This is a genomic window from Stutzerimonas degradans (assembly GCF_024448505.1).
GTDB classification, from domain to species: domain Bacteria; phylum Pseudomonadota; class Gammaproteobacteria; order Pseudomonadales; family Pseudomonadaceae; genus Stutzerimonas; species Stutzerimonas degradans.
In genome coordinates, this window is sequence record NZ_JAMOHV010000004.1 from 246,560 (window position 1) to 268,176 (window position 21,617).

Annotated in this window: 22 protein-coding genes, 2 tRNA genes and 1 other RNA gene; 13 read left to right on the plus strand and 12 right to left on the minus strand. The window is 63.8% G+C overall.

The window, feature by feature from the left end; all coding sequences use genetic code 11:
* Nucleotides 1-14 precede the first annotated feature (14 nt).
* On the minus strand, nucleotides 15-782 hold the full coding sequence (locus NAV27_RS08490) for a hypothetical protein (RefSeq protein ID WP_232249101.1): 768 nt from the start codon (nucleotides 780-782) through the stop codon (nucleotides 15-17).
* 201 nt (nucleotides 783-983) lie between these two features.
* Between NAV27_RS08490 and NAV27_RS08495 the strand changes: the two genes are divergently transcribed.
* Both NAV27_RS08495 and NAV27_RS08500 read left to right on the plus strand, forming a co-directional pair.
* Nucleotides 984-1,059 (plus strand) — tRNA-Glu (locus tag NAV27_RS08495).
* A gap of 5 nt (nucleotides 1,060-1,064) precedes the next feature.
* Nucleotides 1,065-1,140, plus strand: a tRNA-Gly gene (locus tag NAV27_RS08500).
* A gap of 132 nt (nucleotides 1,141-1,272) precedes the next feature.
* Here the strand turns inward: NAV27_RS08500 and NAV27_RS08505 are convergent.
* A complete protein-coding gene (locus NAV27_RS08505) occupies nucleotides 1,273-1,557 on the minus strand; it encodes a metal-sensing transcriptional repressor (RefSeq protein ID WP_102828924.1) in 285 nt (94 codons plus the stop codon).
* Nucleotides 1,558-1,738: 181 nt separating this feature from the next.
* Here NAV27_RS08505 and NAV27_RS08510 point away from each other — a divergent pair, with 181 nt between their 5' ends.
* From NAV27_RS08510 to NAV27_RS08525, 4 genes are read left to right on the plus strand one after another with little or no spacing between them, the layout of a single operon-like run.
* Nucleotides 1,739-2,062, plus strand: coding sequence for an ArsR/SmtB family transcription factor (locus NAV27_RS08510; RefSeq protein WP_102828925.1), 324 nt, complete (start codon nucleotides 1,739-1,741; stop codon nucleotides 2,060-2,062).
* The gene (locus tag NAV27_RS08515) at nucleotides 2,059-2,493 is read left to right on the plus strand and encodes a YeeE/YedE family protein (RefSeq protein WP_102828926.1); all 435 of its coding nucleotides are present in this window, start codon (nucleotides 2,059-2,061) and stop codon (nucleotides 2,491-2,493) included. The genes NAV27_RS08510 and NAV27_RS08515 overlap by 4 nt, the downstream gene beginning before the upstream one ends.
* A 2-nt stretch (nucleotides 2,494-2,495) precedes the next feature.
* A complete protein-coding gene (locus NAV27_RS08520) occupies nucleotides 2,496-2,915 on the plus strand; it encodes a DUF6691 family protein (protein WP_008570440.1) in 420 nt (139 codons plus the stop codon).
* Nucleotides 2,916-2,929: 14 nt separating this feature from the next.
* Nucleotides 2,930-3,121, plus strand: a complete 192-nt coding sequence (locus NAV27_RS08525; protein ID WP_008570439.1) for a YgaP family membrane protein — start codon at nucleotides 2,930-2,932, stop codon at nucleotides 3,119-3,121.
* 54 nt (nucleotides 3,122-3,175) lie between these two features.
* Here the strand turns inward: NAV27_RS08525 and NAV27_RS08530 are convergent, their stop codons facing one another.
* The 6 genes from NAV27_RS08530 to NAV27_RS08555 all read right to left on the minus strand — a co-directional run bounded on the left by NAV27_RS08530 (nucleotide 3,176) and on the right by NAV27_RS08555 (nucleotide 8,257).
* Nucleotides 3,176-3,610: a DUF2141 domain-containing protein gene (locus NAV27_RS08530; protein ID WP_102828927.1), complete on the minus strand. Its 435-nt coding sequence runs from the start codon at nucleotides 3,608-3,610 to the stop codon at nucleotides 3,176-3,178.
* 117 nt (nucleotides 3,611-3,727) lie between these two features.
* The gene (locus NAV27_RS08535; RefSeq protein ID WP_102828928.1) at nucleotides 3,728-4,108 is read right to left on the minus strand and encodes a rhodanese-like domain-containing protein; all 381 of its coding nucleotides are present in this window, start codon (nucleotides 4,106-4,108) and stop codon (nucleotides 3,728-3,730) included.
* Nucleotides 4,109-4,147: 39 nt separating this feature from the next.
* Nucleotides 4,148-5,011: an MBL fold metallo-hydrolase gene (locus NAV27_RS08540; RefSeq protein WP_102828929.1), complete on the minus strand. Its 864-nt coding sequence runs from the start codon at nucleotides 5,009-5,011 to the stop codon at nucleotides 4,148-4,150.
* 113 nt (nucleotides 5,012-5,124) lie between these two features.
* A complete protein-coding gene (locus tag NAV27_RS08545; protein WP_369805823.1) occupies nucleotides 5,125-5,841 on the minus strand; it encodes an ABC transporter ATP-binding protein in 717 nt (238 codons plus the stop codon).
* 7 nt (nucleotides 5,842-5,848) lie between these two features.
* The gene (locus NAV27_RS08550) at nucleotides 5,849-7,069 is read right to left on the minus strand and encodes an ABC transporter permease (RefSeq protein ID WP_102828931.1); all 1,221 of its coding nucleotides are present in this window, start codon (nucleotides 7,067-7,069) and stop codon (nucleotides 5,849-5,851) included.
* 6 nt (nucleotides 7,070-7,075) lie between these two features.
* A complete protein-coding gene (locus tag NAV27_RS08555) occupies nucleotides 7,076-8,257 on the minus strand; it encodes an efflux RND transporter periplasmic adaptor subunit (protein ID WP_102828961.1) in 1,182 nt (393 codons plus the stop codon).
* Between the two features lie 155 nt (nucleotides 8,258-8,412).
* Between NAV27_RS08555 and NAV27_RS08560 the strand changes: the two genes are divergently transcribed.
* Complete coding sequence (locus tag NAV27_RS08560) at nucleotides 8,413-9,342, plus strand: ZIP family metal transporter (RefSeq protein ID WP_102828932.1); 930 nt, start codon at nucleotides 8,413-8,415, stop codon at nucleotides 9,340-9,342.
* A gap of 9 nt (nucleotides 9,343-9,351) precedes the next feature.
* On the opposite strand, the gene NAV27_RS08565 is transcribed toward NAV27_RS08560, so the two are convergent.
* The 3 genes from NAV27_RS08565 to NAV27_RS08575 all read right to left on the minus strand — a co-directional run bounded on the left by NAV27_RS08565 (nucleotide 9,352) and on the right by NAV27_RS08575 (nucleotide 11,987).
* Entirely contained in the window at nucleotides 9,352-10,077 is a 726-nt protein-coding gene (locus NAV27_RS08565) for an OmpA/MotB family protein (protein WP_102828933.1), read from the minus strand.
* 1 nt (nucleotide 10,078) lies between these two features.
* Nucleotides 10,079-10,888 (minus strand): motility protein A, encoded by an 810-nt coding sequence (locus NAV27_RS08570; protein WP_008570430.1) that lies wholly within the window; start codon nucleotides 10,886-10,888, stop codon nucleotides 10,079-10,081.
* Between the two features lie 112 nt (nucleotides 10,889-11,000).
* Nucleotides 11,001-11,987 (minus strand): NAD(P)/FAD-dependent oxidoreductase, encoded by a 987-nt coding sequence (locus tag NAV27_RS08575; protein ID WP_102828934.1) that lies wholly within the window; start codon nucleotides 11,985-11,987, stop codon nucleotides 11,001-11,003.
* Nucleotides 11,988-12,304: 317 nt separating this feature from the next.
* On the opposite strand from NAV27_RS08575, the gene ffs reads away from it, so the two are divergent.
* The 4 genes from ffs (at nucleotide 12,305) to efp (ending at nucleotide 17,284) form a co-directional block, all read left to right on the plus strand.
* Nucleotides 12,305-12,401, plus strand: an RNA gene (gene ffs / locus NAV27_RS08580) — signal recognition particle sRNA small type.
* A gap of 207 nt (nucleotides 12,402-12,608) precedes the next feature.
* The gene (gene earP, locus NAV27_RS08585; protein WP_102828935.1) at nucleotides 12,609-13,748 is read left to right on the plus strand and encodes an elongation factor P maturation arginine rhamnosyltransferase EarP; all 1,140 of its coding nucleotides are present in this window, start codon (nucleotides 12,609-12,611) and stop codon (nucleotides 13,746-13,748) included.
* Nucleotides 13,749-14,819: 1,071 nt separating this feature from the next.
* Entirely contained in the window at nucleotides 14,820-16,556 is a 1,737-nt protein-coding gene (ltrA, locus tag NAV27_RS08590; protein ID WP_102828936.1) for a group II intron reverse transcriptase/maturase, read from the plus strand.
* Nucleotides 16,557-16,717: 161 nt separating this feature from the next.
* Nucleotides 16,718-17,284 (plus strand): elongation factor P, encoded by a 567-nt coding sequence (gene efp, locus NAV27_RS08595; protein ID WP_003289309.1) that lies wholly within the window; start codon nucleotides 16,718-16,720, stop codon nucleotides 17,282-17,284.
* 93 nt (nucleotides 17,285-17,377) lie between these two features.
* Here the strand turns inward: efp and NAV27_RS08600 are convergent, their stop codons facing one another.
* Nucleotides 17,378-18,727 carry a class II 3-deoxy-7-phosphoheptulonate synthase gene (locus tag NAV27_RS08600; protein WP_102828937.1) on the minus strand — a complete coding sequence of 450 codons (1,350 nt, stop codon included), beginning with the start codon at nucleotides 18,725-18,727 and terminating at the stop codon, nucleotides 17,378-17,380.
* A 114-nt stretch (nucleotides 18,728-18,841) separates the two neighbouring features.
* Here NAV27_RS08600 and NAV27_RS08605 point away from each other — a divergent pair, with 114 nt between their 5' ends.
* Both NAV27_RS08605 and NAV27_RS08610 read left to right on the plus strand, forming a co-directional pair.
* Nucleotides 18,842-19,591 (plus strand): spermidine synthase, encoded by a 750-nt coding sequence (locus tag NAV27_RS08605; protein WP_008570423.1) that lies wholly within the window; start codon nucleotides 18,842-18,844, stop codon nucleotides 19,589-19,591.
* Nucleotides 19,592-19,888: 297 nt separating this feature from the next.
* A complete protein-coding gene (locus tag NAV27_RS08610; protein ID WP_043297276.1) occupies nucleotides 19,889-21,559 on the plus strand; it encodes a DEAD/DEAH box helicase in 1,671 nt (556 codons plus the stop codon).
* Nucleotides 21,560-21,617: the final 58 nt, after the last annotated feature.

Consider the following 21,617-nt stretch of genomic DNA (forward strand, 5'->3'; position numbering starts at 1 on the left):
TCTCTCTGTAGGGCCTAGTAGACGTTGTTCTTCTTCCACAGATCCTCGTCGTCGAACGCCTTCATGCCTTCGGCCAGCTCGCTCGGCTCATCCGCGGCGGGACGCACCTGGTTCGACACCAATGCATTGGCGTGATCGAGAAGATTCTGCAATTGTTTGAGTTGCGCCGAGTACTCGACTGTAGACGGCTGTTTGCGAATGTGCTGGATCGCACGCTCGAAGGCCAGGCGCGCGCGTTGTGGCAGGTTCTGTTGCAGCGCCTGGCGACCGAGACCCGCAAAGTATTCGATGTGCAGTACGGCGAGCAGGCGCTGGATTTCCTGAACCCAGCGGCGACCTTCCTCCTGGCTGAGCTGACGCTCCTTGGCTGCTCGAACGATCTGCGCATGGAGATCTTCAAGCATGAAGCGCACCTCCTTGGCCTGGGCTTCGCTGATGATCTGCCGTGGCGGATTGCGAACCGGGATGGCGTCGCCTTCGGCGATTTCGGCGCGCAGGCCCTGGATTCGGCTGGTCAGCTGATCGTTGCCGCGCTCGAGCGGCAGCAGCCGTTCGCTGAGGTTCAGCTCGATACGGGCGAGTACCTGCTTCAGGGCTGGTGTCATCATCTGCCCGGGTAGCGCTTCGCTGAGGTTGCTGCAGCGGCGTCGGCGATCGTTCAGGTCTGCCCGTAGCCTGGCTTTCTCCAGGTTCTTCCGCTCGACGAGTTGGTTGATATAGCCGATAGCAACCAGCAGAACTACGCCGGCAACGACCAGGCCGGTGACCATTAAAGGAGACACATCAGGCACTCCGTGCGGCTGAGTTTGCGCCTGAGTGTAGTGGCTGGGGTGGCAAGCTGATAGCGTCGAAGACGATGTCGATTTTTTTTGGTTTGCAGGGTTGACGGGCTATCGGTGCCTCCATAAAATGCGCGCCACTTGCAGCGTGAAGCACCAAACGAAGCGCGGCAAGCCGGAATCAGGCTGTAGTTTCCGGGGTGTGTCCCCTTCGTCTAGTGGCCTAGGACACCGCCCTTTCACGGCGGTAACAGGGGTTCGAGTCCCCTAGGGGACGCCAAGTTTGCGGGAATAGCTCAGTTGGTAGAGCACGACCTTGCCAAGGTCGGGGTCGCGAGTTCGAGTCTCGTTTCCCGCTCCAAATTCGCTTCAGGTGTCGAAACCGGCATTTGAAGCTAAAAAAGCGACCTCAGGGTCGCTTTTTTTATGCCTGCAATTTCTCACATCGCTCATTTCCTGTACGGCATCGCTACGCGGCAGGCGCGTCGATCGCTCAGGTGTACTTGGTGAAGATGCTGCGCACACGCTCCAGTGCGGCCGCCGTGTCCTGTTCCTGATCGTGTAGCGCCTCCTCGAGCAGGCAGGTCAGCATCAGCCTATAGGCCTTATCCAGTGCGCTGCGGGCTGCCGAGAACTGCTGAGCGATGGCCTCGCATTCCTCGCCGCGCTTGATCATCGCCTGAATGCCGCGAATCTGGCCTTCGACCCGGGCCAGCCGTTTGAGCATGGCCTGCTGCTGGTCCTGCATGTCGATCGACGTTATTGCCTGGTCTTCCATCAATCACCTCGGCGGGAAGAAACGAACAGAGCGCCCGGCGCGAGTACGTTTTGCGTGGGTCGGTCATATACCGGTAGGGGCATCCTAGCGATGGCAACGAGCGTTGACCACCGCTGTGTTGACAAGTGGGTCACCAAACAATATAGATATAAATATATTGTTTTTTTTGAAGGTGTTTCTTGTGACGCTTGCTTCCGCTGAATTGGATATCCAACGCCTGCGTGACAGCGCGGCGGCGGCAGGGCAGCTGCTGCGAACGCTCGCGAATCCGGACCGACTGTTGCTGCTGTGTCAGTTGAGCCAGGGCGAGCGCAATGTCAGCGACATGGAGCAGTTGCTGGGCATCCAGCAGCCGACGCTGTCGCAACAGCTCGCGGTGCTGCGGCGCGAGGGGTTGGTGGAAACCCGTCGTGATGGCAAACAGATCTTCTACCGCATCAGCAGTCCCGAGGCGCTGGCGGTCATCGCCACCCTCTACCAACTTTTCTGCGGGAGCGAGCAATGACTATCGATTGGGTCAATTTCACCCCTTGGTCGGCCTTGGCCGGCGGCGCGCTGATCGGGCTGGCAGCTGCTCTGTTCGTCATGCTGAACGGCCGCATTGCCGGCATCAGCGGCCTGCTCGCCAGCCTGCTGGAGCGCAACGCGGAGGGGCGGGGCGAGAAGGCGCTGTTCCTGCTCGGTATCCTGCTGGCGCCGTTGCTGTGGTTGATAGCCGGCGAATGGCCGCAGATGGAATTCCAGACCAATTGGCTTGGCCTGCTGATCGCCGGCGTGCTGGTAGGTGTAGGGACGCGCTATGGCGCGGGCTGCACCAGCGGTCACGGCGTTTGCGGTATTTCACGCCTCTCGGCGCGTTCTATCGTCGCGACCCTGGCCTTCATGGCCGCAGGATTCGCGACCGTTTTCGTCATTCGCCACCTTGTCGGAGCTTGAACATGCGCAAGCTGACTGCATTTGCCGCGGGTCTGCTGTTCGGTATCGGTCTGCTGCTTTCGGGCATGGCCAATCCGGCCAAGGTGATCGGTTTTCTCGACCTGGCGGGCGTCTGGGATCCCTCACTGGCGCTGGTGATGGCCGGTGCCATCGCAGTGGCGCTGTTGCCGTTCGGCTGGGCGCGACGCCGCCATGTCTCGCTGCTCGATGCACCGATGCGCTTGCCGGAAAAGCGTGAGCTGGATCGGCGCCTGATCGGCGGCAGCCTACTGTTCGGCATTGGCTGGGGTATCGCCGGCATCTGTCCCGGTCCGGCGCTGGCGATGCTGCTGTCCGGGCGCTGGCAGGTCGCGCTGTTCGTCGTGGCGATGCTGGGCGGAATGTTGCTCTTCACTGCGCTGGAAAGCCGGCGCGCGCACTGACCTTGGAGGTCATCATGAAAGCCAATGTGGGAACAATCGATCGTACGGTGCGGATAGTCGTCGGGCTGTTACTGATCGGCCTGACGCTGGGCGGCGTGATCGGCATGTGGGGCTGGATCGGCCTGCTACCGCTCGCGACCGGCATCTTCCGCTTCTGCCCGGCATACGGTCTGCTGGGCATCAAGACCTGCAAGCTGCGCCATTGAGGCCACACTCGCCGCTGGTCGGCAATCGACCGGCGGCGACTGCCATCGCCATGCTCAGTAGCGCATGTCGATAATGATGGTCGTGTTCTGCTCGGCGACGACGTCAAAGGCGCTGTCGTCGAAGGCCGGCGGGCCCATCACCTTGGGGTTGTTGGACAGACCGTAGCCTTCGGCCGGAAACATGCCGAAGCGGCGGTCGAGTTCGTCGTTGGCGTTCTCGTCGTGGTAGGCCATGACCGCATAACGCCCCGGCGGAACATCACCGAAAGTCAGCGTCACGTCGCCCGTTGCCGCGGGGGCCTGCTTGGTGGCGAATGCTTTGGCCTCCTTGCGGAAGGTCTTCGGATCAGCATACAAGCCGACCCGCACGTTGCCGCGGTCATGCTCGACGCCCGCCAGGGTGATTTTCAGCTCCTGAGCCTGCACCCACTGGCTCGTGCCGATGCCGATGCCGATGCACAGCAGCAGCGCCCATGTCCCTCGCTTCATCGTCTTCATCTCCGCTGGTCATTGCGTGGCGACCATTGCGACCGCCGCGCTGCGTGCAGAAGTCTAGCGCGATTGCGCAATGCCACCCGATGCTTTGTCTGTCGCTTGAGCCGGAGCTCAACTGAAATCGGGCAGGCTCGGAGTCGTTTGCGGCAGGCCGGCCGCGCACCAGGCATCGAAGCCGCCTTCGATGGACCTGACCTGCAGATAGCCCATCTCCCGCAGCGCTGCGGCGGCGAGCGCGGCGCGCCCGCCGGTCTTGCAGTAGAGCACGATCGCCAGGTCGCGCGAATCGAACTCGGGCATGCCGCTGAGCTTGAACTCCAGCACGCCACGTGGAATGTTCACGGCACCGGGAACGTGCGCGGCGTGATATTCGTCGCCTTCGCGCACATCGATCAGTACGTCCGATTCGCGAATCGCCGTTTCGGCATCGGCAATCGGAACTTCCCGGATGCGGGTCCTGGCCTCGACGACCAGGTCATGGGCGGTTTTCATGTCTATCTCCCGTGAGGCAAAGGTTCGTTGTCTGGGCGGTCAGAGCCTGTCCAGAGGTATTTTCAGGTAGCGCGTGCCGTTGCTCTCGGCTGGAGGCAGTTCGCCGCCGCGCATATTGATCTGCACCGAAGGCAGGATCAGGGCTGGCAGCCCAAGCGTGGCATCGCGCGCGGTACGCATGGTCACGAACTCCTCCTCGGTGATGCCAGCGTGGATATGCACGTTGTGCACGCGCTCGGCGCCGATGCTGGTTTCGTGGAAGAACGTCTCGCGGCCTGGCGCCTTGTAGTCATGACAGAGGAACACGCGGGTGCTGTCGGGCAAGGCGAACAGTTTCTGGATCGAGCGGTACAGCGTACGCGCGTCGCCGCCGGGAAAGTCACAGCGGGCGGTGCCGTAGTCGGGCATGAACAGCGTATCGCCGACGAATGCGGCGTCGCCGATCAGGTAGGTCAGGCAGGCGGGCGTGTGGCCTGGCGTATGCAGTGCCTGTGCATCGAGGTTGCCGATCTGGAACCGTTCGCCGTCACGAAACAGCTGATCGAACTGCCGACCATCGGTGGCGAAATCGGCGCCGGCGTTGAACAGTTCGGCGAAGGTACGTTGCACTTCGGTGATGCGCTCGCCAATGGCGAGCCGACCGCCCAGGTGCAGCTTGAGATAGTGAGCGGCGCTCAGGTGATCGGCATGCACGTGGGTTTCCAGCAGCCATTGGACCTGCAGCTCGTGCGTACGGATGTAGTCGATGATGCGATCGGCGGCCTGATGCGATGTGCGTCCAGAGGCGGCGTCATAGTCGAGCACGGAGTCGATCACCGCGCACTGGCGCGTCTGCGGATCGCTGACAACGTAGCTGTAGGTGAAGGTGTCGGGGTCGAAGAAGGCTTCAATCCGGGCGCTCATGTCGCAACTCCTTTCAACGTATTAATACCCCGCGGGGTATGCAAGCCTGTCGATAGTAGCGCGTTTTTTGTGGTTGCGTTTCCACGGGCCGACGACTAGTTCGGCGGTGGCGTTTACCCATCGAGCGGCGAATTCAACGCGTCGCTGACGATCTGTCCGTCGACGAGCTGCACGGTGCGTGCGCAGTTGGCCGCCAGGCGGGGATCGTGGGTGACCACCAGCACCGCACAGCCGAACTGCGCATTGATGCGGTGGAACAGCTCGAACACGCTCTGTGCGGTACGTGTGTCGAGATTGCCGGTCGGCTCGTCGGCCAGCAGCAGCGGTGGGCGGGTCACCAGCGCACGGGCGATGGCGACCCGCTGCTGCTGGCCACCGGAAATCTGCGTGGGCTTCTTGTCGGCGTACGCGGCGAGGCCGACCTCGTCGAGCAGGCTGCGCGCCAGGTCGATCTCCGTCGCCGACGGTTTGCCATGGCGGATCATCAGCGGCATCAGTACGTTATCCAGCACGCTGAACGCCGAGATCAGGTGATGGAACTGGAAGACGAAGCCGATCGCCTCGTTGCGCAGGCGCGTGCGCGTCTCGTCATCGACCATCCGTGTCGGCCGGCCGAGCAGGTACAGCTCGCCGGCGCTCGGCGGGTCGAGCAGGCCGATGACGTTCAGCAGCGTGCTCTTTCCCGAGCCGGACGGGCCGATAAGGGCGGTCAGCTCGCCGGCACGCAAGCGCAGATCGATGCCGTGCAGCACCTCGCTTTCTAGTGGCGTGCCGAGGTTGAAGCTCTTGCGCACGCCTTCCAGGCGCAGCACTTCGCGCGGGTCAGGCATGGTCGGCTCAGACATAGCGAATGGCCACCGCCGGGTCGTAGTGTGCCGCGCGGCGGGCGGGCAGGGCGGCCGCCAGGACGCCGGTCACGGTTGCCACGAGCATGGCCAGCGGCACCAGCGTCGGGTCGACCGGGATGTAGAACAGCCGTGGCCCCAGCAGGTTGAACACCTGCACCAACCCCCAGCCGACGCCGCCGCCGCAGGCCGAACCGAGCAGGCCGAGCAGGCCGCCCTGGATCAGGAATACCCGCAGAATCTGCTGGCGCGGGCTGCCCATCGCCCGCAGGATGCCAATCTCCCGCGTGCGCTGAACGACGCTGACGGCGAGCACGCTGGCGATGCCGAAGGCCACCGAGATGCCGACGAACACGCGAATCATCTCGGTGGTCATGCTCTGCGAGCTGAGTGCGTTGAGCAGCTGACCGTTGGTATCCATCCAGCTTTCGGCGCGCAGACCGGTCAACCGGGCGAGGCGGCGGGCGATCCGGTCGGCCTCGAAAATCTGCGCCACGGTGGTGTCGATCACCGTCACGCCGCCGGGCAGGTCGAGCAGGGTCTGTGCCTGCTTGAGATCCAGATAGACGTAGCGCTCGTCCAGCTCGCGCACGCCCAGCTCGAAGATTCCGGCGATATCGACGACCGCCTCGCGCCCCTCGCCGGCGTCCAGACGCAGCTTGTCGCCGACGCCAAGGCCCAGGTCACGCGCCAGTTCGGTGCCGATCACCGCATCGCCGGCACCGACGCGCAGTTCGCCCGCAACCAGTTCCTCGGCCAACGGAATGATGCGCTGGTAGCGCTGTGGATCGATGCCAACCAGCGCCACCGAAGCCCGCGCGACGCCGCGGCGCGCCAGCGCCGGACCGCTGATGACCGGCGATACGGCGAGCACCTGGGCGTCCTGATCGAGCACGTCGCGCACATCCTGCCAATTACTGATCGAACGCAGACGCTGAGCGCGCGGGCTTTCCAGCAGCAGCGTCAGCGCGCCGTCGGCTGCCGGCAGCACGCGATTGACCTCGTCCGGCGGCAGGATACGAATGTGCGACTGGGTGCCGAGTGTGCGCTCGATCACGTTGGCCTGCAGGCCGGTGATCAACGCGGTGATGAAGACGATCACTGCCGAGCCCACGGCGATGCCGAAGACGATCAGCAGCGTCTGCAAGCGGTTGTCGAGCAGAAAGCGCAGGGCGATTTTCCACTCGGTCCACAGCGAGTCGAGCAGGCGCATCGGTGGTCAGTCCTGCACGCCGGTGGGAATCGGCTGCTCGCGCAGGCGTACCCGCCGGCCTTCTTCGGCTTCGGCGGCGAGCACGCGGTCGCCGGCCTGCAGACCATCGAGTACCTCGCTCAAGGCCGTGCCGAGCAGGCCGAGACGTACGTCCACCCGTTCGACCTTGCCGTCACGCACCCGCAGCACCCGCGCATGCTCGCCGTCGCGGCTGCGCAGCGCGTCGTTGGGCAGTACCAGCGCCTGCTCACGGTGCCCGGTCTCGATGTTCACCGACACCGTCATGCCCTGGCGCAGCAGTTCGGCGGGCTCTTCCAGGTCCAGATGCACGTCGATGGTGCCGCGCGCAGTGTCGACGCTGGGCGCGATGAAACTCACGCGGGCGGCGAACGCGCGCAGCGGATAGGCATCGGCGATCACCTGCGCCGCCTGGCCGATCGCCACGGGCGCGAGGTTCTTTTCGTCCAGCGGCAGGATGATTTCGCGTCGGCCGGCGCGGGCGATTTCCAGCAGCATGCGTCCCGGCTGGACCAAGTCGCCCGGCTCTACGGCGCGGGTCTGCACGATGCCATCGACCTCGGCGTGGATGCGCGTCTTGGCGAGGTTGGCGCGTGCAGCCTCCAGGCGCTGGCGCAGTACCTGTTCCTCGCTACCACCGGGCGCCTGCGCGGCAGCGGCGAGGCGGGCGCGATCACGTATCACCCGCGCCGCCAGCTCGGCGCGACGCGCCTGCTCCAGCGCCTCGGAAGCCAGCAGCTTGCGTTCGAAGAGGGTTTCGCGGCGCTCACGTTCGCGCACCAGCTGCTGCAGGTTGCTCTGCGCATCGCGCAGCGTGGCCTGGGCTTGCGGCCGGCTGCTGTCGATCAGCTGGCGCAGCGCAGCTTCGGCCTCGCGCAGGCGCGCCAGTTGTTCGTCGTCACGCAGCTCCAGCAGCAGGTCGCCCGCCTTCACCGGATCGCCTTCGCGCACGTGGCGGGCGGCGATCACACCGGTGATCTCGCTGCCGATCTGGGCGACCGACTGATTGTCCACCTCGCCGCTGGCGACCACCCGCTGCACCAGCGGGCGCGGCTCCAGGCGATAGCCCGGCAGCTCCGGCCCTTGCCAGTGCTGCCAGAGCAGCCAGCCGGCGATCAGGACGGCCGGCAGGATCACTACGAGCGAGCGGCGAGAAGGCGTTGCGAGCAAGTTGAGCACTCCCCAGAGTATGTCGCCGCAGCTTACGGCCAATCCATTCGTCGAGCCATCCTCGCGCGGTGCGGGCGCGCGTCTATCGCGGTCATAGCAGGAACCGCCAGAAGGCGCGGCGCTACAATGAAGGCCCGCTCCAAGGATCCGACGACATGGATACGACGCAAAGCTCCGCTGCGACACTGCGCTCCGCCTGGATTGCCCAGGCGCAGGCCAATCCCTGGATTGCGACCGGGCTTGGCGCCGCCTTGCTGGCGGTGCTGGCCCTGCTGCTGGCGAGCGGCTACAGCGCGTTGCACAACGGCGACCAGAACAACCTGCGCCTCGCCATGCTGGGCGGCAGCGCGGGGTTCTCCGCCACGGCGCTCGGTGCTCTGCTGGCCATCGGTCTGCGCGAGATTTCCAGCCGCACCCAGGACAGCATGCTCGGCTTCGCGGCCGGCATGATGCTTGCGGCCGCTTCGTTCTCGCTGATCCTGCCGGGGCTTGCCGCCGGCCGGGAGATTTTCGACAGCGGCTCGGCGGCGGCGCTGATGGTGGTCGTCGGGCTCGGCTTGGGGGCGCTGCTGATGCTCGGGCTCGATTATTTCACGCCGCACGAGCACGAAAGCACGGGGCCCTGCGGGCCGGATTGCGAGCGGTTGAATCGCGTCTGGTTGTTCGTGCTGGCCATCGCCCTGCACAACATTCCCGAGGGCATGGCGATTGGCGTGAGTTTCGCCAATGGCGACCTCGGCGTGGGCGTGCCGCTGACCACGGCGATTTCCATCCAGGACATCCCCGAAGGCTTGGCCGTGGCGCTGGCACTGCGTACCACCGGCCTGTCCGCGCTGGCCTCGGCACTGGTCGCCGCGGCTTCCGGCCTGATGGAGCCGCTCGGTGCGCTGGTTGGTCTGGGCATGTCCAGCGGTTTCGCCGTTGCCTATCCGGTGAGCATGGGGCTGGCGGCCGGCGCGATGATCTTCGTGGTGTCCCACGAGGTGATTCCCGAAACACACCGTAACGGCCACCAGACGCCGGCGACCATCGGCCTGATGATCGGCTTCGCAGTGATGATGTTCCTCGACACGGCGCTCGGCTGAGCGCCGCGCTCAGGGTGCGGGCGGCTGGGTCTGCATCACCAGTTCGACTCGTCGGTTGCCGGCGCGGCCCTGGTCGCTGGCGTTGTCGCGTAGCGGGCGGGTTTCAGCGTAGCCGGTCGCGCTCATCCGGGCGGCGGCGATGCCGCTGACCTGCAGGTAGCGCACCACGCTGCTGGCGCGGCTGGCTGACAGTTCCCAGTTGGACGGAAAGCGCGGCGTCTGGATCGGCAGGTCGTCGGTGTGGCCCTCGACGATGATCCGGTGCGAGGTGGCGGCGAGTGTCGGGATCAGCCGGTCGAGCACGGCAAACCCGGCCTCCTCGAGTTCGGCCTGGCCGGAGCCGAACAGGATTTCGCTGCTGATGCGAAAGCTGATGCTGCCCTCGTTGACGATCACTTCGATGTCCTCGCCCAGGTCCGGCAGCGTCGGTGCCGGTTCGCGCGTCTGCTCCGGCAACGGCGGCGCGGGGGCAATCGCGGCAATCGCCTGCACTCCATCAGATGGCTGCGGCGTGCCGATAACGAGCGGTGCCTGCCCATCGGCAGCCTGTGCTGCGCTGGATTGCTGCGTCGCGCCGTCGCCCTGGCCGGCGAAGGCGAGCATCACCACCAGCATCACCAGCAGCAGGGTGATCATGTCCAGGTAGGTGAGCAGCCAGCCTTCCTGTTCTTCTTCGCCGCGAGGCTCGACGTGCCACCTGGCGAAGCGGCCGTTGCGTTGTGCGGAACCGTTCATTTCAGACGTCCGGCTGCGCGGCGCGTGGTTTGCGCGGGTTGCCGTCGCGAATCTCGTCGTCGTGATGGGCAATGAAGGACTTCAGCGTCTCGCGCATGTAGGCCGGGCTGCGCTTGTTGCACATCATCGCGATGCCCTGCATCACCAGGTTCATCAGCGCGACGCGCTGCTCGGTGCGCCGCTCCAGCTTCACCGCGACCGGCTTGAGCAGCAGGTTGGCCAGTAGCACGCCATAGAAGGTGGTCATCAGCGCGACCGCCAGGCTGCGGCCGATCTGCTGCATGTCGCCGCTGCCGAGCAGGAACATCAGGTTGATCAGCCCGACCAGCGTGCCGATCATGCCGAACGCCGGCGCGTAGCTGGCCATCGTGCGGAACAGCTGCGCCTCGGCGTTCTCGCGTGCGCGCAGCCGGGCGATGCGCCACTGCAGCAGGTCGATGATGTCTTCTTCGGGGGTGTTGTCGATCACCAGTTGCACGCCGGTGCGCAGGAACGGGTTCTTCACCTGCTCGACGGCCCGTTCCACGGCCGGCAGCTCGCCTGCGATCCACAGCCGGGAGATCTGCACCAGCTCTTCCAGGTCCTGGCGGGTGTACAGCCGTTCGTTGCGCAGCACCGTGCCGATCAGGCCGAACACACGCATTACCTCGCGCAGCGGGTAACTGATGAAGGTCGCGGCCAGCGTACCCACCAGCACGATGCCCAGACTGGGCAGGTCGAGATACAGCGCGGGATCGTGCGCGGCGAACAGCATGACCACCGCAAGCAGCGCGATGCTCGCGACGATACCGATCAGGGTTGAGGGGTTCATCGAAACTCCCGAGAGACAAAGACGTGCCGACCAAGGCGCGGCGTTCAATCGGGAGATTCGGCCGTTGCCGGCGCAACTTTAGCGAGCCGCGTGCCGACTCGCGCAGTCGTCGCTACAGATGCTCGAGCAGACGTCGGGCCGCTTCCTGACCGCTGAGCCAGGCGCCTTCGACCCGCCCGGAGAGACACCAGTCGCCACAGGCGTACAAACCCAGCCCCGCATCGGCGAGCGCGCCCCATTCATGCGGCTGCGCCGGGCGTGCGTATAGCCAGCGATGCGCCAGAGTGAACTCGGGAGCTGGCACGACACAGTCGATCAGCTCGGCGAACGCACCGAGCAACTGCTCGCTGACGGCCTCCTTGGACAGATCGAGGTGCTGGCGACTCCAGCTGTTGGTGGCATGCAGCACCCAGGTGTCCAGGTGTCCGTTGCGCCCGGGTTTGCTGCGCTCGCGTGCCAGCCAATCGAGGGCGTCGTCCTGTACGAAGCAACCTTCCACCTGGGTGGGCAGCGGCGTGGCGAAGCCCAGGGCGACGGCCCAGGTCGGTTCCATTGCGACGCTGGCGGCGACGGCCGCGAGCTTCGGTGCGGCAGCCAGCAGTGCACTGGCTTGCGGCGCCGGGGTGGCGACGATCACGTGGCTGAAGGGGCCATGACTGGCGCCGTCGGCATCCACCAGGGTCCAGAGTTCCTCGCCGCGAAACGCTTCGGTGATGCGGCAGCTGAACGTCACCGGCAGATCGCCGAGCAACGCCCGGGCGATCGACGCCATCTGCGGTGTGCCGACCCAGCGCGCCTGTTCGTCGGTCGATGGTTCCAGCTGGCCGGCGCGGGAAAGGTAGAGGTTGGGCGACCAGGGTGCGGCCCAGCCTTCCTCCTGCCAGTGCTGCAGTGCTTCGCGAAAGCGCCGATCGCGCGCGGTGAAATACTGGGCGCCGAGATCGAACGAGCCACTCTCGATCTGCTTGCTGGCCGTGCGCCCGCCGCAGCGGCGGCTCTTGTCGAACAGCTGGACGGCCTGCCCCGCCGTGTGCAATGCCTGAGCCGCGGACAGCCCGGCGATACCGGTACCGATGATGGCGATGGGAGCCTTGCTCATGATTACCTCATTGCTGTTGCCATCCGCCGCGCCGCTATGAAGGGTTTCGCCGGCGCAGCATGTTTGCGTGACAGGCGTTCTACTCCAGCCGCGCACTTTCATCCTCGAACAGACGACCGGCTTTGGCTAGGGGCAATTCGTGCCATGCGGCTAACGGATGGCGCGCCTGATCCCTTGACTGACCGACGGTAGCGGCTGGCGTTCGCCACAGATGCGATCTTCTGCCCTGGCACCGCAGCTAGACAGCGGTTGTAACTTGTCGATAAGCCGGTACAATGGCGCCGCTCGCCGCCAGGCGGGTTCGTCATGGTGGGCTCTGTCGGTCCCCCCGCAACGATCAGCCGTGAACCCGGTCAGGCCCGGAAGGGAGCAGCCGCAGCGGTGACATTGTGTGCCGGGGTGTGGCTGGCAGGGCTCACCTCCATGACGCCTTCTCGCAGTTTCCTCCTTTGCCTTCCTGTCTGATTACGGCCTTTGTGTCGGGCATCCGCGTGCGTGGCGTTAGCCTCAGCGATAGATCAGCGACCGATTTGCAGGGCCGCCAATGATCCGTATCCTGCCCCGATTGGTTTGCGATGGGCGCCATGCACGGTGGCCAGCCTGCGTTCGAAGGAGTTCGGTTTGTCAGTGAAAGTTGCCTGGGACATCTTCTGTGTCGTGGTGGACAACTACGGCGATATCGGCGTGACCTGGCGCCTGGCGCGCCAGCTGGCCGCCGAGCATGGCCAGCGAGTGCGGCTCTGGGTCGACGATCTCGAGACGTTCGCCCGCCTGTGTCCCGGCACCAGCGCGAGCGCGGCGCAGCAGTGGCACGAGGGTGTCGACGTGCGCCATTGGTCGCGCGAGTGGGGCGGCGCCGAGCCGGCCGATGTGGTCATCGAGGCGTTCGCCTGCGAGCTGCCACCTGCCTATATAAATGCAATGGCCGCGAGCAGCCGGCGCATTCTTTGGCTGAACCTGGAATACCTCAGTGCCGAGGATTGGATCGTCGGCTGCCATGCGTTGCCGTCGCTGCAGTCCAGCGGGCTGCAGAAGTACTTTTTCTTCCCCGGTTTCGAGGCGAAAACCGGCGGGCTGATTCGCGAGGCGGACCTCGTTTCGCGCCGCGAAGCGTTCCAGGCCGATCCGGCACGCCGCGAGGATTTCCTTGCCAGTCTGGGTGTGGTGTTGCAACCCGGCGCGCGGCTGCTGTCGTTGTTTGCCTACGAGAATGCCGCCGTAGCTGGCTGGCTCGATGCGCTGGCCGCCGATACCCGGCCGAACCAGCTGCTGGTGCCCGAAGGTCGCGTGCTGGCGGATGTTGCAGCATGGCTCGGCGTACCGTCGCTGCAGCCGAGCGAACGCCATCAGCGAGGCGCGCTGCAGATCGCCGTGGTGCCGTTCATGACGCAGGACGAGTACGACCTGCTGCTGTGGAGCTGCGATTTCAACGCGGTGCGCGGCGAGGAATCGTTCATTCGCGCGCAGTGGGCGGGGCGTCCGCTGGTGTGGCACATCTATCCGCAGGAAGACGATGCGCACTGGGACAAACTGCATGCCTTCCTCGATCTGTACAGCCACGATCTGGCACCAGCCGCACGCGGCGCGCTGCAGGACTTCTGGCGGGCATGGAATGCCGGGGAGGGCGCCGGGCCCGCCTGGAGCGCGCTGCTGGATGAATATCCGGCGCTGCTGGCGCATGCCGAGGCCTGGCTGCACAAACAGGTGGCGAATGGCGATCTGGCTGGAAAGCTGGTGTTTTTTTACACAGATTGGCTATGATACGCCGCCTGGTGCGACACGTATGTTCGTGTCGTTGCTTGGTTGGGAACTTCCCCTTTGACACCAAAATCCTTTGCTATCAAAGGATTGAAGTCATAAAGAAGTTAAGAAACCTGGCTAGCCTAGGAACGACCCGCTTATGGGGATGCGCAAATCCCTATCTGTAGGGAAAGTACATTTCAAATGTGGCCCGAATGGGACTGCATTTGATCAAAACCGAAAGCAAAGAACATTCTCGGATTCCGGGTCTGTTGCCAAGCATTTCAAAAGCCCGAGGGTGAATCATTCCCTTCGGGGATAAATTCATCTCCTGGTGATTGGGCTGTTTGGTCCCATCGCCACCGTCGAGAGACGTGGGAGGTGTCTTGCCTAAGCAACGGAGCGATAGCTCCGAATCGCATTGCTCAACCTCGCTCACATAGGAGGCACCGAGCCTGGCGTGTACCCGCCAGTTCATCAGATCGGCATGCGTCGGGGGCCAACCCCGGGGTGTGAAGCCTGATCAACAATGTCTCGCTCACAAAAGGGTGTTATCCGGTGACGGAGAACGCCTCGCGTCCGAATTGCACGGGCGTGACGAGGCTAATGACCCAACCCGCATGGCTAACGCATGTGAATCGTCGACAGACCCCTCGTAAGTATCAACGGGCCTACGGCAATTATTGGCCCCAGCCAAAATGGCAACGCAGTCGGTCATCGCCATCAGACGAGGTGATGCGGTACCACGACGACTGCCGGGGGAAAGACGAAGCCTAAACGGGGAATCGATGCGACTCGGGGAACGTGGCAATCCCGACCACTCGCCCGGCCAGCAGCATCGGTCAGGCAGGCAAACCGCAAGGGGCGCTGATGGGTGTGGGGAATGGGAGGATGCAAAAAGCGAATGGTCGCCTGTAATGGGTGGCATACCGGTTGAAACATCACCGGCAGGGGCAACCCTGGCTGACGTGCATCTGGTTTACGAGCGCAAGAAGAGCGGCTGATTCCAGCGATAACCAAACGACCCTATGGGCGACTACTGCCCATAGGGGAGTAGTCCGTCCTGAATGTCGTGCATATCAGGAGGACAGTATGAAAACGCAACCAGCAACACCGGTCGCGTCTGCGTCCTTCGACGGAATGAAGAACTGGCACGCTCTCGATTGGGCCAGGATTCAACAAACCGTTCGGAAGACGCAGCTAAAGATTGCGCAGGCAACTGGGGAAGGCGATTGGCGCAGGGTTAAACGCCTGCAACGACTGCTGATCCACTCGTTTTATGGCCGCTGTCTGGCTGTAAGGCGAGTCACGGAAAACCGGGGTCGCAAGACGCCGGGAGTCGACGGAGAAACCTGGGGAACGCCTCAGGCCAAGCTCCAGGCCGTGGGACGTCTGTCGAAAAAGCGAGGCTATCGGCCCAAACCGCTACGGCGGGTATGGATACCGAAGCCCGGCAAGCAAGAGAAACGCCCGCTGGGTATCCCGACGATGCTGGATCGGGCCATGCAGGCGCTGTATCTGCAAGTCTTGGAACCTGTAATCGAAAGCACCAGCGATCCGAAGTCCTATGGGTTTCGCCCGGATCGTTCAACTGCTGACGCGATGGTTGAGCTGTTCCACCTGCTGTCGCCGCAAACGGCGCCGGTCTGGATTCTGGAAGGCGACATCAAGGGGTTCTTCGACAACATCAATCATGAGTGGCTGTGCCGGAATGTCCCGATGGACAGGATGGTGCTGCGCAAGTGGTTGAAAGCCGGGGTTATCGACCGGCGACAACTCATGGCTACGGAGGCCGGGACGCCGCAGGGAGGGATCATCTCGCCCTGTCTGGCAAACGCCACCCTCAATGGCTTGGAAACCCAACTGAAGCGCCATCTGGTGCAGAAGCTGGGAACCCAAATAGCCAAGAAGGCCAAGGTGCACTGTGTTCGCTATGCGGATGACTTCGTCGTGACAGCAGCCTCGAAAGAGCTGCTGGAGGACGAGGTCAAACCCTGGGTCGAGCAATTCCTGTCGGTACGAGGGGTTGCGTTGTCACGGGAGAAAACGCAGACCGTCCATATCCACCAAGGCTTCGATTTTCTGGGATGGAATTTCAGGAAGTACGTGCCGAAATCGCCGTATAGGAACGCCAAGCTGCTGATCAAGCCCTCGAAGAAAAACGTCTCGGCGTTTTATCGAAAAGTGCGCGAGATCATCAAAGGCAGCGGAGCACTGACGCAGGAAGCGTTGATCGGCCAGCTGAACCCGGTACTGAAGGGGTGGGCGCAATACCACTCCCCGGTCGTGGCAAAACGGACCTTCAACACGCTGGATAATCTGATGTTCTGGCGGCTTTGGAGGTGGGCGAAGCGCAGGCATCCAAGGAAGTCTTCTAACTGGATCAGGAATAAATACTTCCGATCCATAGGGGGGCGAAATTGGGTGTTTGCGTATCCCAAGAAAAATGGCAAAGGAGAAAGGCAGTTCCGACAGCTGTACAGGCTGGCGGAAACCGCAATCGTGCGTCACAAGCGTTTACCGGGGGAGTATCAACCCTATGACGCGACGCAGGAGCTGAAGTGGGAGGCGTTGAGGGTTCAACGGATGCAGCACAAGCTGCGTTATCGGGGACAGATACTCAGCATTTTCCGCAGGCAGAAGGGGCGTTGCGCCCTGTGCGGGCATGCGATCAGCAAGGAAACCGGTTGGCATGACCATCACGTCATCAGGCGCGTGGACGGCGGACTGAATACCTTGGGGAACCGTGTGCTGCTTCATCCCAACTGCCATGCGCTGGTGCATAGCCGGCAAGAAAAGGTGACTTTGCGGCACGGTGGGTTGAAATGATAGGATCGCCCGTCATAGTTGCCGGCCAGTCATTGATTGGCTTTTCGTAAGCTTGAGCCGTATGCGGTGAAAGTCGCACGTACGGTTCTAAGGGGGCCCTGGATCAGTAATGATCTAGGGCTACCCGACTTTTTTGTCTCTAATTCCTATCGGATGTTCGTATGAAAACCGCACAAGAGTTCCGTGCCGGCCAGGTGGCCATCATCAACGGCGCACCCTGGGTCATCCAGAAAGCCGAGTTCAACAAGTCCGGCCGCAACAGTGCCGTGGTCAAGATGAAGCTGAAGAACCTGCTCAACGGTTCGGCGACCGAGACCGTATACAAGGCCGATGACAAGCTGGAGCCGGTAATTCTCGAGCGCAAGGAAGTGACCTACTCCTACTTCGCCGATCCGCTGTATGTCTTCATGGACGACGAATTCAACCAGTACGAGATCGAGAAGGCCGACCTCGAAGGCGTCATGACCTTCATCGAAGACGGCATGACCGACGTCTGCGAAGCCGTGTTCTACAACGACAAGGTGATCTCGGTCGAACTGCCGACCACCATCGTTCGTGAAATCGTCTACACCGAGCCGTCGGTTCGTGGCGATACCTCCGGCAAGGTGATGAAGACTGCCCGTCTGAAGAACGGTGCCGAGCTGCAGGTTTCCGCCTTCTGCGAAATCGGCGACTCGATCGAGATCGATACCCGCACCGGCGAGTACAAGTCCCGCGTCAAGGCCTGATCGCCTCCTCGCAGACTCGCAACGAAAAGCCCGGCCAAGTGCCGGGCTTTGTCGTTTCTGCGGTCTGTCGAACGACCGATCGTGTTCGCGCGCTCAGTTCTGACGCAGCTGTTTCAGCGTCTCGGCGATCATGAACGCCATCTCCAGCGACTGGTCGGCATTCAGGCGTGGGTCGCAGTGAGTGTGGTAACGGTCGCTGAGCCCGGCTTCGGTGATTGCGCGCGAGCCGCCGATGCATTCGGTGACGTTCTGCCCGGTCATCTCGATGTGGATGCCGCCCGGGTAGCTGCCCTCGGCCCGATGCACGTCGAAGAATTGCCGAACCTCGGCCAGTACCCGCTCGAAATCGCGGGTCTTGTAGCCGCTTGAGGCCTTCATGGTGTTGCCGTGCATGGGGTCGCAGCTCCACAGCACCTGGCGTCCCTCCTGCTGCACCGCGCGGATCAGACGCGGCAGGCCGGCTTCGACCTTGTCGGCGCCCATGCGCACGATGAGGTTGAGGCGGCCGGGATCGTTCCGCGGGTTGAGGATATCGATCAGACGAATCAGCTCTTCGCTGTCCATGCTCGGGCCGACCTTGACGCCGATCGGGTTGCCGACACCGCGCAGGAACTCCACATGCGCGCCGTCGAGCTGGCGGGTGCGGTCGCCGATCCACAGCATGTGCGCCGAGCAGTCGTACCAGCCACCAGTGAGGCTGTCCTGACGCACGAAGGCTTCCTCGTAGTTCAGCAGCAGCGCCTCGTGAGCGGTGAAGAAGCTGGTTTCGCGCAGTTGCGGGGCATCGCTCAGGCCGCAGGCACGCATGAAGCGCAGCGTTTCATCGATGCGCGCCCCGAGCTGGTGGTACTTCTCGGCCAGCAGCGAGTTGGCGATGAAGTCCAGATTCCACTGGTGCACCTGATGCAGGTCGGCGAAACCACCCTGGGCGAAGGCGCGCAGCAGGTTGAGGCTGGCGGTGGACTGGTGGTACGCCTGCAGCAGGCGCTCCGGGTCCGGCACGCGGCTCTTTTCGTCGAAGCCGATGCCGTTGACGATGTCGCCGCGGTAGGCCGGCAGCGTCACGCCGTCGATGGTTTCGTCGCCGGCCGAGCGTGGCTTGGCGAACTGTCCGGCCATGCGGCCGACTTTCACCACCGGGCAACCGGCGGCGAAGGTCATGACGATGGCCATCTGCAGCAGCACCTTGAAGGTGTCGCGAATCTTGGTGGCGGAGAACTCGGCGAAACTCTCGGCACAATCGCCGCCCTGCAGCAGGAACGCACGGCCCTGGGTGACTTCGGCGAACTGGCGCCGCAGTTCGCGCGCCTCGCCGGCGAACACCAGTGGCGGAAGGCCGGCCAGGGTGCGCTCGACGCGGCCAAGGTGGTCGGCATCGGGGTATTCGGGTTGCTGCTGAATCGGTTTGCTACGCCAGCTCGACGGGCTCCAGGCGGTGGTCATGGGTGGGTATTCCATTCGCGAAAAAGTGCGGCGATGTTACCGCAAGCGTCGGCCGAAGACTGATAGCGAGCGTCAATCGGCTGGTAAGATGCGCGCCTTCCGCGGGAGGGCGCAATGCAAGACGAAGAACGGCTGCTGGCCGAGGTGCAAGATGAGTTCGGTCTGATCCGGGTATACGAGGTTGGCGACTATCGCTTCCTCGAATTCGGTGCGGCGGTGGAGCAGAGCTGTGTCTTCACGCCCGCTCCGAGCTGGCTGGAGTACGACTACACGCGTGCCATGCTGATTGGCGCGCTGTGCCATCCGGCACCGGAAACCGCGCTGTTCCTCGGACTGGGCGCGGGGACGCTGACCCAGGCCTGCCTGGAGTTCCTGCCGCTGGAGGATGTCGAGGCCATCGAGCTGCGCCCCGCGGTACCCGAGTTGGCGATGCGCTACCTGGGTCTGCAGAACGACGTGCGGCTGTACATTCGCATCGGCGATGCCGTGGAGCTGCTGGAGTCGGCGGAGTCGGCCGATCTGGTGTTCGTCGACCTGTATACCGATGTCGGTCCGGCGGCGGCGCACCTGGCCTGGAATTTCCTGAAGCGCTGTCAGGAGAAGCTCAATCCCGGTGGCTGGTTGGTCATCAATCAGTGGGGGACCGACGAGGGCAAACCGTTGGGCGCCGCATTGTTGCGTGGATTGTTCCACCGCCATTACTGGGAGTGCTCGGTGAAGGAGGGCAACGTGGTGCTGCTGGTGCCGGCGGATCTCGACCAGGAGCTGGATTTCGACGGTCTGCGCCAGCGCGCCGAAACGCTGGCGCCACGTCTGGGCTATTCGCTCGACTACCTGATCGCCGCACTGCGTCCGGCGAGCTGATGGCGGTAGCCGTCGATCCGACGAGCCCGGGCGGTAAACCTTAATACGCAAAATTCACGCACAGCCGCCGTTATTCCGGTATAGTACGCGCCGGCTGAAACCCAGCCTGCGTTCAGGTACCGCAACACACGAAGCGCTGCTTCGGCTGCTGTCCGCTTCGAGCGGACTATCCTTGACGATTCATCATTCATACGTTTTCGCAACCCCGCCGACCAGGCTGCCAGGGTGACCTTCGGGTTTTGCACGGCATGCGCAGCTTCGGAACATGGGTCTTGCGGAGCATCAGAGACAAGACCCATGACCCAGGAAATCGGCGGCTTTGCCGCACTCGGTATTCATTCCGCTGTTCTGGCTGCCATCAGCGCAGTCGGCTACGAAGAACCTTCTCCCATTCAGGCCCAGGCGATCCCGGTGATCCTCGGTGGCCACGACATGATTGGCCAGGCGCAGACCGGCACCGGCAAGACCGCGGCCTTTGCGCTGCCGATCCTGTCGAAGATCGATCCGGCCAAGCGCGAGCCGCAGGCGCTGATCCTCGCGCCGACCCGCGAACTGGCGCTGCAGGTCGCCACCGCGTTCGAGACCTATTCCAAGCAGATGCCCGGTGTTGGCGTCGTCGCCGTCTACGGTGGTGCCCCGATGGGCCCGCAGCTCAAGGCCATCCGCCAGGGCGCGCAGGTCATCGTCGCCACTCCAGGCCGCCTGGTCGACCACCTGAGCCGTAACAGCGAGCTGCTGTCGACCATCCGCTTCCTGGTCCTCGACGAAGCCGACGAGATGCTCAAGCTCGGCTTCATGGACGATCTGGAAGTGATCTTCGAAGCCATGCCGGAAAGCCGCCAGAGCGTGCTGTTCTCCGCCACGCTGCCGCATTCCATCCGCGCCATCGCCGAGAAGCACCTGCGCGAGCCGCAGCACATCAAGATCGCCGCCAAGACCCAGACCGTCGCCCGCATCGAGCAGGCGCACCTGATGGTCCACGCCGACCAGAAGATCCAGGCCGTGCTGCGCCTGCTGGAAGTCGAGGATTTCGACGCGCTGATCGCTTTCGTGCGCACCAAGCAGGCCACTCTGGATCTGGCCGCCGCGCTGGAAGCCAAGGGCTACAAGGCCGCCGCGCTGAACGGCGACATCGCCCAGAACCAGCGTGAGCGCGTTATCGAATCGCTCAAGGATGGCCGTCTGGACATCGTCGTGGCTACCGACGTCGCCGCCCGTGGCCTGGATGTGGCGCGCATCACCCATGTGTTCAACGTGGACATGCCCTACGATCCGGAATCCTACGTGCACCGCATCGGTCGTACCGGCCGTGCCGGTCGCGAAGGCCGCGCGCTGCTGCTGGTCACTCCGCGTGAGCGCCGCATGCTGCAGGTTATCGAGCGCGTAACCAACCAGAAGGTCGCCGAGGCTCGTCTGCCCAACGCCCAGCAGGTGTTGGACGCGCGCATCAAGAAGCTCACCAACAGCCTCGCGCCGCTGGTCGCCGATGCAGAAGCCACGCATGGCGAACTGCTCGACAAGCTGGTCGCCGATATCGGCTGCAGCCCGCGTGCCCTCGCCGCTGCGCTGCTGCGCAAGGCCACCAATGGCCAGGCGCTGACCCTGGCCGAAGTGGAAAAAGAGCAGCCGCTGGTACCGGGTAGTGGCCCGCGTGAGCGTTCCGAGCGCCCCGACCGTCCTGAGCGTAGTGGTGATCGCGAGCGTCGCGCGCCAATGCCGCTGGCCGAAGGCCGCGCGCGTTGCCGCACGCCGCTGGGTGCGCGTGACGGCATCGCTGCGCGCAACCTGCTCGGTGCGATCCTCAACGAGGGCGGCCTGGCCCGCGAAGCCATCGGTCGCATCCAGGTGCGCGACAGCTTCAGCCTGGTCGAACTGCCGGAAGAAGGTCTCGAGCGCCTGCTCGGCAAGCTCAAGGACACCCGCGTGGGTGGCAAGCAGCTCAAGCTGCGTCGCTATCGCGAAGACTGAGCAGCCGATGCGCGCAACGGGCCGTGAACTGCCCTGAAGCCTCGATTAGAGCCAGCCG